The sequence below is a fragment of the Pseudomonas sp. N-137 genome (assembly GCF_034555295.1).
GTDB lineage: Bacteria > Pseudomonadota > Gammaproteobacteria > Pseudomonadales > Pseudomonadaceae > Aquipseudomonas > Aquipseudomonas rhizophila.
In genome coordinates, this window is record NZ_JAXUDQ010000026.1 from 130,199 (window position 1) to 142,359 (window position 12,161).

A 12,161-nucleotide genomic window follows, 5' to 3' on the forward strand; every position below is an offset into this window, starting at 1 on the left:
GCAATCACGGTGGGATGCTTTAGGCTCAGGGTATTCCCGGAACAATAAGAACAGGCTTACCGATGAGCCAGAGTCTCAGCCCGCTGCGCAAGTTCGTTTCACCTGAAATCATGTTTGGCGCCGGTTGCCGGCACAATGTCGGCAATTACGCCAAGACGTTCGGCGCACGCAAGGTGCTGATCGTCACCGATCCCGGCGTGATCGCCGCAGGATGGGTCGCCGACGTCGAGGCCAGCCTCCAGGCCCAGGCCATCGATTACTGCATCTACAGTGCCGTCTCGCCCAATCCCCGGGTCGAAGAAGTCATGCTCGGGGCCGAGCTGTACCGGGAAAACCACTGCGATGTCATCGTCGCGGTCGGTGGCGGCAGCCCCATGGATTGCGGTAAAGGCATCGGCATCGTCGTTGCCCATGGTCGCAATATCCTGGAATTCGAAGGCGTGGACACCTTGCACGTGCCCAGCCCACCGTTGATCCTGATTCCCACCACCGCCGGCACCTCGGCGGACGTGTCGCAGTTCGTGATCATTTCCAACCAGCAAGAGCGCATGAAGTTTTCCATCGTCAGCAAGGCCGCGGTGCCGGACGTGTCGCTGATCGACCCGGAAACGACCCTGAGCATGGACCCGTTCCTGTCCGCCTGCACCGGCATCGATGCGCTGGTGCATGCCATCGAGGCGTTTGTATCCACCGGCCACGGCCCGCTCACCGACCCCCATGCGCTGGAGGCCATGCGGCTGATCAACAGCAATCTGGTGCAGATGATCGCCAACCCGGCGGATGTCGCCCTGCGGGAAAAGATCATGCTGGGCAGCATGCAGGCCGGCCTGGCGTTCTCCAACGCGATTCTCGGTGCGGTGCACGCGATGTCCCACAGCCTGGGCGGGTTCCTGGATTTGCCCCATGGCTTGTGCAACGCGGTGCTGGTGGAGCATGTGGTGGCGTTCAACTACAACTCGGCGCCCGAGCGTTTCAAGGTGATTGCCCAGACGCTGGGTATCGATTGCCGGGGCCTCAATCACCGGCAGATCCGCACCCGGCTGGTGGAACACCTGATTGCCCTCAAACGCACCATCGGCTTTCACGAAACCCTGGGGCTGCACGGGGTGAGTACTTCGGATATTCCGTTCCTGTCGCAACATGCGATGCATGATCCGTGCATTCTCACCAACCCTCGGGAGTCGAGCCAGCGGGATGTCGAGGTCGTCTATGGCGAAGCCCTCTGACGAACAGCAAAAAGCCCTGGCCGGGCTGCTCGGTCTGGGCAATCACTCCACGCGCAAGAGCCACTATCCGGAACTGGCCGCGCGCCTCGATGAGCTGGAACAGGCTCGGCAACACCTGCAACAGCTCAACGATCAGTTGGAACAGCGGGTGGCCGAACGTACCGACGCGCTGCTGGAGGCCAACCGCAACCTGCAACAACAGATCACCCAGCGCGAGCTGATCGAACAACAACTGCGCGATGCTCGGGACGCTGCGCAGGCGGCCAACCGCAGCAAGGACAAATACCTGGCCGCCGCCAGCCATGACCTGCTGCAACCACTCAACGCCGCACGCTTACTGATCGCCACATTACGCGAACGCTCGCTGACCACCTCCGAACACGTGCTGGTGGAGCGTACCCACCAGGCGCTCGAAGGGGCGGAGGACCTGCTCACCGACCTGCTGGACATCTCCCGGCTGGACCAGGCTGCAGTCAGGCCGGACCTGGCGCCGTATCGGCTGGATGAGTTGCTCGCGCCGCTGGCTTCGGAGTTTCAATCGGTGGCTGGCGCTGCCGGCTTGGAGCTACGGGTACGTTTCGGCGACGAAACAGTGATGACCGACCTGCGGCTGATGACCCGGATCTTGCGCAACCTGCTCAGCAATGCCTGTCGCTACACCGCTCAGGGCGGCATCCTGTTGGCCGCGCGGCGTCGGGGCGAGCGGTTGAGCCTGGAGGTCTGGGACACGGGGCGCGGTATTGCTGCCGACTGCCTGGAGTCGATCTTCCTGGAGTTCAACCAGCTGGACGTAGGTCGCGCTGCCGATCGCAAGGGTGTCGGCCTGGGTTTGGCGATTGTCGAGCGTATCGCCCACATTCTCGGTTATCGGGTCCAGGTACGTTCCCGCCCGGGGCGCGGTTCGGTATTCAGCATCGAGGTGCCGTTGTCTGCTGAAAGACTGCTGCCCATGGCCCAGATGCCCGCCCAGGCCGTCGCCGGTAACCCGCTGCCTGGCCGCCGTCTGCTGGTCATCGACAATGAGCTGAGCATTTTGCAAAGCATGGCCGCGCTGCTGGGGCAGTGGGGGTGTGACGTGTTGACCGCCACGGACGAGGCGGGTGCCTTTGACGTGCTGCAAGGCCGCGCGCCGGAACTGATCCTGGCGGATTTCCACCTGGACCATGGCGTGGTCGGGTGCGAAGTGGTCAAGCACTTGCGCGAGCATTTCCAACAGACGATCCCGGCGGTGATCATCACCGCCGATCGCAGCGACCAGTGCCGCCGCGCCTTGCGCAAACTCAATGCGCCACTGCTCAACAAACCGGTCAAGCCCGGCAAATTGCGGGCGGTGTTGAGTCAGTTGCTCGGGTAGCGGGTGGAGAGGTGACGCCAGATTTCACCAACAATCCCTTGTGGGAGCGAGCCTGCTCGCGATAGCACTGGGTCAGCTTGCATCACTGTCTAATGCGCCACCGCCATCGCGAGCAGGCTCGTTCCCACATTTTTCAGCCAGCGCGCCATCAAAACGCCGTCATTTGGTCGGTGTTTATGCCTTGAATGAAAAAAGAGGCTTCGGTCTGTTTAGTTCATTCTGTAAACTCCCCCCGCTGCGACAATCGGGCGCGGCCATGTCTGGCCCGATTACAAGCGTTTTGCAGTGTCCCTCACCCAGCTGAAGCCAAGACCTACAAGAAGTCAGCGCCGGAGAGACATAAAAGCGAGGCCGATGATTCTCGGCCCCTGTAGGTCCATCCTCCAGTCTCGTCTCGACCCCAGTCATGCCGTATGCCGGCCATGGCGTGGTCTATCATTGCCGGACTGGTGGGCGGAATGGCGTTCTACCCTAGGGATACACACATGTTGAAGAAAACACACACGGCGCTGCTGGGCCTGGCGATGGCGATGGGTCTTGCGACCACGCACGCCGCCGAGGCAAAAAAAGTGGATGTCCTGCTCATTGGTGGCGGCATCATGAGCTCGACACTCGGCGTTTGGCTCAATGAGCTGGAACCGGACTGGACCATGGAAATGGTCGAGCGCCTGGACGGTGTTGCCCAAGAGAGTTCCAACGGCTGGAACAACGCCGGTACCGGCCACTCCGCGCTGGCCGAGCTGAACTACACGCCCGAAGACAAGAATGGCAAGGTCGAAATCGCCAAGGCCATCGAGATCAACGAAGCGTTCCAGGTTTCCCGTCAGTTCTGGGCCTGGCAGGTCAAGAACGGCGTGCTGAAGAACCCGCGCTCGTTCATCAACTCCACCCCGCACATGAGCTTTGTCTGGGGCGAGGACAACATCGCGTTCCTGAAGAAGCGCTACGAAGCCCTTCAGGCCAGCCCGTTGTTCGCCGGCATGCAGTACTCCGAAGATCGCGAGCAGATCAACAAGTGGGTACCGCTGATGATGCAAGGGCGTGATCCGAGCCAGAAAGTCGCGGCCACCTGGAGTCCCTTGGGCACCGACGTGAATTTCGGCGAAATCACCCGTCAGTTTGCTGCTCACCTGCAAACCAAACCGAACTTCTCCCTCAAGCTGTCCAGCGAAGTGCAGGACATCACCCGCAACGAAGACGGCACCTGGCGCGTTGCGTACAAGAACTTGAAGGACGGTAGCGAAACCGAGACCGACGCCAAGTTCGTGTTCATCGGCGCTGGCGGCGGTGCCTTGCACCTGCTGCAGGAAGCTGACATCCCCGAAGCCCGTGAATACGCCGGCTTCCCGGTAGGCGGCTCGTTCCTGGTGACCGAGAACCCGACCGTCGCCCAGATGCACCTGGCCAAGGCCTACGGCAAGGCTTCGGTTGGCGCACCGCCGATGTCGGTTCCGCACCTGGACACCCGCGTGCTCGACGGCAAGCGTGTGATTCTGTTTGGCCCGTTCGCCACTTTCTCCACCAAGTTCCTGAAGAACGGTTCGTACTTTGACCTGCTGACCAGCACCACCACCCACAACGTGTGGCCGATGACCAAGGTGGGTATCGAACAGTACCCGCTGGTTGAATACCTGGCCGGCCAGTTGATGCAGTCGGACGAAGATCGCTTCAACGCCCTGAAGGAATACTTCCCGGACGCCAAGCAACAAGACTGGCGCCTGTGGCAGGCCGGCCAGCGCGTGCAGATCATCAAGCGTGATGAAGAGAAGGGCGGCGTCCTGAAACTGGGTACTGAAGTGGTCGCCTCCCAGGACGGCAGCATCGCCGCTCTGCTGGGTGCTTCGCCAGGTGCCTCGACTGCTGCGCCGATCATGCTGACGGTGCTTGAGAAGGTCTTCAAGGACAAGGTCGCCACCCCGGCCTGGCAGGAAAAACTGCATCAGATCGTGCCAAGCTACGGCACCAAGCTCAACGAAAGCCCTGAGCGTGTGGCTCAGGAGTGGGCTTACACCAGCGAAGTCCTGCAGTTGGACACGCCACCGACGATCGGCCAGCAGCGCACCGCGCCTGCACCGACTGCGCCGGCCGCTGCCCCGCAAAGCAACCCGGCGGCCGACATGGCGCTGTAAACCGGACGTTGTCTGGTGAATAAAAAACGCCGCTCATCGAGCGGCGTTTTTTTTCGTCTATGATTTTTCGATCCCCGAAGAGGATCCAACCATGACTCGCCTGACCGCCAAGGACTTTGCCCCCGAACTGCTCGAGCTTTACGATTTTTACGCCCACGGCCAGATATCCCGAAGGATCTTCCTGGAGCGGGCCAGTCAGTTTGCGGTGGGCGGGCTGACGGCCGGCGCACTGCTGGCGTCGTTGAGCCCCAACTATGCCCAAGCGATGCAGGTGAACTTCACCGACCCGGATATCGTGGCGCAGTACATCACTTATCCCTCTCCCAACGGTCACGGTCAGGTGCGCGGCTATCTGGTCCGGCCAGCCAAGGCTAGCGGCCCGGTGCCCGGTGTGGTGGTCGCCCATGAGAACCGTGGCTTGAACCCCTATATCGAGGACGTCGCCCGGCGTGTGGCCAAGGCCGGTTTCGTGGCGCTGGCGCCGGACGGCCTGACCTCGGTGGGCGGGTATCCGGGTAACGATGACAAGGGGCGCGAGCTTCAGCAGCAGGTTGATCCCGAGAAGCTGATGAACGATTTTTTCGCTGCTGTTGAGTTTCTGATGAAACACGACGCCATTGGCGGCAAGAAAGTCGGCATCACCGGTTTCTGCTACGGCGGCGGGGTGGCCAATGCCGCCGCCGTGGCGTATCCCGAGCTCGGCGCGGCGGTGCCATTCTACGGGCGCGGGCCCAAACCTGAGGACGTGCCGCGAATCAAAGCACCGTTGCTGATCCACTACGCCGAACTCGACACCCGCATCAACGAAGGCTGGCCGGCCTATGAAGCAGCGCTCAAGGCCGGGAAGAAGACCTATCAGGCCTATATCTATCCGGGCGTCAACCATGGCTTCCACAACGACTCGACCCCGCGCTATGACGAAGCGGCTGCCGAACTGGCGTGGGGGCGCACCCTTGAGTGGTTCAAGCGTTACCTGGGATGAGCGCCACGTCGCGGCTCAGTAGCGAATCATCACGGACTTGAGTTCCGTGTAGTCGTCGATGAAGGCGCTGCCGAACTCCCGGCCCATCCCCGAAGACTTGCTGCCGCCAAAGGGCACGGCCGGGTCGAGCAGGGTGTGCATGTTCACCCATACGGTGCCGGCTTCGATGGCGGGCACCATGCGCAGGGCCTTGCCCAGGTCATTGGTCCAGAGGCTGGCACTCAGGCCGAACGGCGTGTCGTTCATCAGCTCCAGTAGTTCTTCTTCACTGTCGTAAGGCAAGAACGTGGCGATCGGGCCGAAGGTCTCTTCGTGAAGCAAGGTATCGCTGCGACTGTTGGCAAGGATGATGGTCGGCTCGACATAACAGCCCGGTCCGTCGATCAACTTGCCGCCGTGAATGATGGTGTTGTCTTGCGCCCGGGCCTTGGCAAAGAACTCACCGAGTTTGCGCTGATGCTGGCGGTTGGTGACCGGGCCGAACTCGGTGGCTTCGTCCAGGGGCGAGCCGATATTGAGTTTGCTCAGGCGCTGGGCCAGTTTGTCCATGATCGGTTCAAGCTGCGAACGATGGACAAAGAACCGCTCGGCCGCCGCGCAGATTTGCCCTGAGTGCAGAAAACCCGCTTCGATGATGCCGTTGACCGCCACGTCCGCCGCCACGTCCGGCAGAAAACCCGCCGCATTCTTGCCGCCCAGTTCCAGTGTGGCACGGGTCAGCCCGGCGCCCATGGCGCTCTGGCCGACGGCGAGGCCGGTTGGCACGGAACCGGTGAACGAAACCTTGTTTGTGCCAGGGTGCTCGATCAACCCTTTGCCTACTTGACCACCGCCGGTCACCACGTTGAGGGCACCCGGTGGCAGGCCCGCGTCCATGGCCAGTTCGGCGATGCGCAGGATGGTCAGCGGCGTGAACTCGCTGGGTTTGATGATGATGCTGCAGCCGGTCACCAGTGCCGAGGCGAGTTTCCAGATGGCAATCATGGTGGAGAAGTTCCACGGCACGATGCCGACCACCACGCCCACCGGTTCGCGCAGCGTGAACGCGGTGTAGCGTTCACCGGCGAAGGAGGGCAGCGACGGGGTGATGGTCTGGCCGCTGATCTTGGTGGCCCAGCCGGCGTAATAACGCAAAAAATGCGCGGCCTGGTCGACCTCGAAAGCGCGGGATATCTGGATGATCTTGCCCGACTGGCAGGTTTCGATCTGCGCCAGTTCTTCGCGATGGCGCTCCAGTAGGTCCGCCAGCTTGAGCAGCACGTGACCGCGCACCGCCGGTGCCAGCGCAGACCACTGCTTGAACCCGCGCCGCGCCGACTCCACCGCCGCATCGATATCGCCTGGCGAGGCTTCGCTGACCTGTGCGATGACCTGGCCGGTGGCGGGGTTGACGACGTCCAGCGTCTGCGCGCTTTGGCTTTGGACATAACGACCGTCGATGAACAGCGCGTGGTGTCGGGCGAGAAAAGCTTCGACCTGAGGCAGCAGGGCAATATCGCTCATGAGGGTTTCCTGATCGCGGGCAAGGGAAAGTCTGGAGGTTAATCCCTGGGGGCCGATGCGGCTTGACTGTGCCTGCCGCGGGGTATGTCTGTGGCTGCCAGTTTCCGGGAGGGGCTGGCAGCCAGGAGCAAAAGCCATTGCAGCCATGTACAAGCCAGCGCGACCGGTTTGCGTTCAGATCAGTGTTTCGACTGACGGGCAAAGGGGCGGGCGATGTTTCTCCAGACCAACAAACAGAAGCTGGCGTTGATCGCGCAAATACAACGCGCATTGGCCGGAGAGGGCGGCGACGCCCCGATGCTGGAGGTGTATCCGTCACTGCGGGACTGTCTTGAGCAACACGCACGGCAGATGACGCAGGCAAGCGAAGACCTGCACAATGCCCAGGCACAGGTGAGCGAGCAGAGCGCGCGAGGCCGGCAACGTGAGCATGAACTTGAGGTGACTCGCCAGCAGTTGGAACAGGCCCTGGAGCGCGAGCATCGGCTTGAAGCACGCCTGGATGAACACCGCCAGCAGTTGCAGCAACTCCAGCAGCAAGCGCACATCTGGGAGCTGCTGCAATCGACCCTGACCGAAGGCTGCTGGGACATCACGGTGGTCAATGGCGATCTGCAACACCCCGCCAGCGCCATGCGTTTTTCCAGTCAGTTTCGCTCGCTGCTGGGCTACACCGCCGATGAGTTACCCGATGGCTGGGATGCCCAGGTCAGCATCACCCACCCTGACGACCTGCCAAAGATCATGGCGATTTTCGAGCGGGAAATCCTTGGCTCCCAGGGCAGCGGCGAGTACGTATTCGAATACCGGATGCGCCATAAGAGCCGGGATTACATCTGGTGTCGCGAGCGTGGTCGGGCGTTACGGGATTCGCACGCACGCCTGGTTCGGGTCATCGGTGCGGTGCGCGATATCAGCGATGAACGCTCGGCCCAATCCACCCACCAGCGCATGCTGGAGCAGAACCAAGTGACCTACGCCCAGATTGCCACCGTGGTGGGGGTGATCAAGGGCATCGCCGAGCAGACCAATCTGCTGGCCTTGAACGCCGCCATTGAAGCGGCCAGGGCGGGCGAGGTCGGGCGCGGTTTTTCCGTGGTGGCCGATGAGGTGCGCAAACTGGCAGAAAGCACTCGTCAGGCGACCCATCAGATCCAGACCATGTTGCATCAGCACAAACAATAATCCGCCCGGGAGCTGCCTTCGGGGCAGCTCCCGGTTGCTTCAGAATGGAACCGCTACCACCAGTTGGCTGTAGACATTGGTGCCGTTGCCATTCACTTGATTGCCGCCGTTGCTCGCGTCCTTTTCCGGCTTGTACAGACCCACCAGTGGCGTGACGATCAGGTGTTCGTTCACGGCCCATTCCACATACAGGTCCAGCTCCCGTCCATCGAGATTCAGCGCGTCGCGGGTGTGCAGGGTCTTGTAGTCGAAGAATAGCGCGCCGATAGTCACTGCCTCTGTTGGCTTGAGCTTGAGCCCCAGGTGCTGGACAGCGGTGTTGCTGTTGAACGGCCCGGAATAGTTGCCGGTGACTTCGCCCTGGAACCAGGTGCCATAGCCGCGACTCGTGCCGTTGAACATCGAGTCCCAGTCCTTGGAGTAGCGGCTGTAGCGATAGGTCAGGTCCGGGGACCAGGGCAGCTCAGCGAAGGTGTAGCCGGCTTCGGTGTACCAGGCTTTCTCCGGGCCCGCGTCCTTGTCCTGCCAGGCATATTCGAAGGCAAAGTGGGCATTGTCGATGCCGGCATTCCCCGCGCCCCGCAGGCTGTAGATGTCCATGCCTTCGCGCTGCTTCTGGAACTCGCTGGCGTAGCGATCATCGACGTCGATGCCATGGATGTAGGTCAGCCCCAGTGTGCCTGGTGCTGCGCTGTATTGCAGGGTACCGGCGGCCATTTCGGTATTGGCCTGGGCGCGGTTGTCGGACTTGATCCACATCAGGCTGCCGTGTACGCCTTCCTGGCCGCCCAGGCGCAGCACGGCGGTCTTGTCGAAGGCATGACGGGCCGCCAGGTAATAGGCGCCGCCGCGGTTGAACTCACCGTCGGCCACGCCTTTGCCCAGATTCAGACCGTCGTCATTGATGATGAAGCCATCGCCGAGGGTAATGACCTGGCGACCGTAGGACAGGTCGACGCCGTCCTTGCCCAGCGCCGGGAACAGATCCCCTGAACGCCAGCCGGCAAACGCTTCATCGAACTTGGTGGTGCGTTCGGATCCGTCGCTCAGGCCCGCGGCATCGCCGTCGCCCCAGGTGCCGGAGCTGACCAGATTGGCCGTCCCGTAGACGCTGCCCATGGCACCGAGTGTCTGGTCGATACTCAGGCCATACTTGATAAAACCCTCACGCCAACTTGAGCCGCCGCGGGTGCCGTCATAGTTCTTGCGACTATTGAACATCCCGTAGACCGCCAGGAAGTTGCCGGTAACCGTGGTGTCGTCGTCGGCGTAAAGCTCATAGGCCTGGGCCGACGAATCAGCCACCAGCAGGGCGATCCCAAGGCCGATGGCGTTGCGCAGCAAAGGTGTATTGCGGGTGTGCTCCATGGTGTTTTCCCCAGTGTGATAGGACATCAGAGCGCCCATTAAGGGGAGACCGGGGCAGGGAAGTCTTTTACCTGCCTGCCAGATAATTGATCCAGCCCGCCAAGGCGCGAGCGCTGGCAGGCAGCAACAAAACCGGCGGCAGACACGGGCAAGACGCTCGGGCCGAGGGCGGCGCACAGTGATCCTGCACGCGACGCCGTTTCGATCAGGGACTGGCTGGGGAAGGCTTGAGCGCCGGCTCCTGGACGGCAGTGGCATCCATACTAAAAATCCGCTTTCGAGGATCTTCACGATGTCGATCAATGACAGGCTCACCGAGCACTTGAACCGGGGTACGGTGGGCTTTCCCACCGCGTTGGCCAGCACCATTGGCCTGATCATGGCAAGCCCGGTGATTCTCACCGCCACCATGGGCTTCGGTATTGGCGGCAGCGCCTTTGCCGTGGCGATGTTGATCGCCGTGGTCATGATGCTGGCCCAGGCGACCACCTTCGCCGAAGCCGCCTCGATCCTGCCCACCACCGGCTCGGTCTACGACTACATCAACTGTGGCATGGGACGCTTTTTTGCAATCACCGGTACGCTGTCGGCCTACCTGATTGTCCATGTGTTCGCCGGGACTGCGGAAACGATCCTGGCCGGGGTCATGGCCCTGGTGAATTTCGAGCACCTCAACACCCTGGCCGAATCGGCGGGTGGCTCCTGGCTGTTGGGCGTAGGGTTCGTCGTGGTCTTCGGCGTGCTGAACGCGTTTGGTGTCAGCGCCTTCGGCCGGGCCGAGATCATCCTCACGTTCGGCATGTGGACGACCCTGATGGTGTTCGGCGTATTGGGCTTGATCGCCGCTCCGGCGGTGGAGCTGGAGGGGTGGTTTGGCGCATCCGTGGTGGGCACCGACCTGGTGACGGTGCTGTCGCTGGTGGGCATGGCCATGTTCATGTTTGTCGGTTGCGAGTTCGTCACGCCACTGGCGCCGGACCTGCGGCGCTCGGCCACGACCATGCCGCGGGCCATGATGCTGGGGTTGTTCGGCGTTGCCACGTGCATGTTCATTTATGGCGCGGCGATGAAGCGCCAGGTCGAAAACGTGCTGCTCGATGCCACCAGCGGCGTGCACTTGCTGGACACGCCCATGGCGATTCCGCGATTCGCCGAGCAGGTCATGGGCGATATCGGCCCGATGTGGCTGGGGATCGGCTTCCTGTTTGCCGGAGCGGCGACCATCAACACCCTGATGGCCGGTGTGCCGCGGATTCTGTATGGCATGGCGGTGGATGGTGCGCTGCCGCGGTTTTTCACCTATCTGCACCCTCGTTTCAAGACCCCCGTGCTGTGCATCCTTGTGGCGATGCTGATTCCCTGTCTGCACGCGCTGTGGCTCGGCGGCAATACCGACAACATCATGCACCTGGTGCTGGCTGCAGTGTGTGCCTGGAGTTTTGCCTACCTGTTGGTGACCGTGTCGGTGATCAGCCTGCGGATCCGTCGTCCGGATCTGCCACGGGCCTATCGCTCACCGTTTTTCCCGCTGCCTCAGATCCTGTCCAGTGTCGGCATCGTCATCGGCATGTGGTTCATCACTCCACCAGGCATGAATCCGGCAGACATTTACGTTCCATTCGCGGTGATGCTCGGTGGCACTGCGGCCTACGCCTTGTTCTGGACCCTGGTGGTGCAGAAGGTCAATCCATTCAAGCCCGCGTCGGTGGAAGACGTGCTGGCCAAGGAGTTTTCCCATGAGCCAGGGCAACCTGTCAGCGAGTTTGACGAACGTGCTGCGAAGACTGTCTGAGCTGTTCAGTGCCCACCGCGCCCCGGTCGGTTATCGTCCCGGGGTGACGCTGGAACACTTGCGGCGCAACCTCGGGCTGGCGCGATTCGAGATGTCCGGCCCGGTGACGGCGATGGCCGTCACCGATGATGGTTGCTTGCAGGTGGAGATCGTCGAGCGCACCGAGTCGCAGTTGTTGATGCACCTGGTGATGACCGAGTTCGTGCTGCGCGTGCCTGCGTCGAGAGAGGGCACGGCACGCGTGGAACTGCACCATGGCGGGGCCGTGCGTCGCCAGGGTATTCGTTGTCGGCTCAAGGAAGGGGACAATCAGATGTCGGCTCGTTTGAAGACGGCGATAGAGGGCGATCCGGCGCTGTACCAAGCCCTCATGCCGCTGGACTTCAAACGCCTGCGCATCGATCTGCAAGACCACCAGTGGTGCGTGCGGCTGGAGCACATGGGCGGCAGTGAGGTGGTGAATCGGATGCCGGCCTTTCGGCGCTACATTGCTTTGAGCCGCGAGCAACGGATTGCCTTGTGGGCGGTCTTGAGCGGCTTGCAAAGGGTGCTGGGAACACTCTGATTTGTGGGCTTTGCCCTGGCATCAATTGTGCTACTGCTCTGGCGATCAGGTACTTGT

9 protein-coding genes are annotated in these 12,161 nt (G+C 61.9%); 7 read left to right on the forward strand and 2 right to left on the reverse strand.

From position 1 onward, the window contains the following. Positions 1-62: 62 nt before the first annotated feature. The 4 genes from ercA (at position 63) to yghX (ending at position 5,691) form a co-directional block, all read left to right on the forward strand. Entirely contained in the window at positions 63-1,226 is a 1,164-nt protein-coding gene (ercA, locus tag T3A99_RS18110) for an alcohol dehydrogenase-like regulatory protein ErcA (protein WP_076385145.1), read from the forward strand. Further along, a complete protein-coding gene (locus T3A99_RS18115) occupies positions 1,210-2,580 on the forward strand; it encodes a hybrid sensor histidine kinase/response regulator (protein ID WP_322834647.1) in 1,371 nt (456 codons plus the stop codon). The genes ercA and T3A99_RS18115 overlap by 17 nt, the downstream gene beginning before the upstream one ends. A gap of 485 nt (positions 2,581-3,065) precedes the next feature. Continuing rightward, positions 3,066-4,709, forward strand: a complete 1,644-nt coding sequence (gene mqo, locus T3A99_RS18120) for a malate dehydrogenase (quinone) (RefSeq protein WP_274090837.1) — start codon at positions 3,066-3,068, stop codon at positions 4,707-4,709. Between the two features lie 91 nt (positions 4,710-4,800). Continuing rightward, positions 4,801-5,691, forward strand: coding sequence for a YghX family hydrolase (gene yghX / locus T3A99_RS18125; protein WP_107321704.1), 891 nt, complete (start codon positions 4,801-4,803; stop codon positions 5,689-5,691). Between the two features lie 15 nt (positions 5,692-5,706). Here the strand turns inward: yghX and T3A99_RS18130 are convergent, their stop codons facing one another. Then, entirely contained in the window at positions 5,707-7,194 is a 1,488-nt protein-coding gene (locus T3A99_RS18130; protein ID WP_322834648.1) for an aldehyde dehydrogenase family protein, read from the reverse strand. Between the two features lie 213 nt (positions 7,195-7,407). On the opposite strand from T3A99_RS18130, the gene T3A99_RS18135 reads away from it, so the two are divergent. Next, on the forward strand, positions 7,408-8,379 hold the full coding sequence (locus T3A99_RS18135; RefSeq protein ID WP_047229920.1) for a methyl-accepting chemotaxis protein: 972 nt from the start codon (positions 7,408-7,410) through the stop codon (positions 8,377-8,379). 39 nt (positions 8,380-8,418) lie between these two features. On the opposite strand, the gene T3A99_RS18140 is transcribed toward T3A99_RS18135, so the two are convergent. Next, positions 8,419-9,747 carry an alginate export family protein gene (locus T3A99_RS18140; protein ID WP_281460150.1) on the reverse strand — a complete coding sequence of 443 codons (1,329 nt, stop codon included), beginning with the start codon at positions 9,745-9,747 and terminating at the stop codon, positions 8,419-8,421. Between the two features lie 292 nt (positions 9,748-10,039). On the opposite strand from T3A99_RS18140, the gene T3A99_RS18145 reads away from it, so the two are divergent. Together T3A99_RS18145 and T3A99_RS18150 are read left to right on the forward strand one after the other, a co-directional pair. Continuing rightward, positions 10,040-11,539, forward strand: coding sequence for an APC family permease (locus tag T3A99_RS18145; RefSeq protein WP_139050442.1), 1,500 nt, complete (start codon positions 10,040-10,042; stop codon positions 11,537-11,539). Further along, positions 11,484-12,104, forward strand: a complete 621-nt coding sequence (locus T3A99_RS18150; protein WP_322834649.1) for a DUF3156 family protein — start codon at positions 11,484-11,486, stop codon at positions 12,102-12,104. Before T3A99_RS18145 ends, T3A99_RS18150 begins: the two co-directional genes overlap by 56 nt. Positions 12,105-12,161: the final 57 nt, after the last annotated feature.

What these genes read in the sequence shown, in the direction of transcription:
- T3A99_RS18135 (WP_047229920.1), top strand. Translation starts at nt 7,408, where the DNA reads ATGTTTCTCCAGACCAACAAACAGAAGCTGGCGTTGATCGCGCAAATA.
- ercA (WP_076385145.1), top strand. Translation starts at nt 63, where the DNA reads ATGAGCCAGAGTCTCAGCCCGCTGCGCAAGTTCGTTTCACCTGAAATC.
- yghX (WP_107321704.1), top strand. Translation starts at nt 4,801, where the DNA reads ATGACTCGCCTGACCGCCAAGGACTTTGCCCCCGAACTGCTCGAGCTT.
- T3A99_RS18115 (WP_322834647.1), top strand. Translation starts at nt 1,210, where the DNA reads ATGGCGAAGCCCTCTGACGAACAGCAAAAAGCCCTGGCCGGGCTGCTC.
- T3A99_RS18140 (WP_281460150.1), bottom strand. Translation starts at nt 9,747, where the DNA reads ATGGAGCACACCCGCAATACACCTTTGCTGCGCAACGCCATCGGCCTT.
- T3A99_RS18145 (WP_139050442.1), top strand. Translation starts at nt 10,040, where the DNA reads ATGTCGATCAATGACAGGCTCACCGAGCACTTGAACCGGGGTACGGTG.
- mqo (WP_274090837.1), top strand. Translation starts at nt 3,066, where the DNA reads ATGTTGAAGAAAACACACACGGCGCTGCTGGGCCTGGCGATGGCGATG.
- T3A99_RS18130 (WP_322834648.1), bottom strand. Translation starts at nt 7,194, where the DNA reads ATGAGCGATATTGCCCTGCTGCCTCAGGTCGAAGCTTTTCTCGCCCGA.
- T3A99_RS18150 (WP_322834649.1), top strand. Translation starts at nt 11,484, where the DNA reads ATGAGCCAGGGCAACCTGTCAGCGAGTTTGACGAACGTGCTGCGAAGA.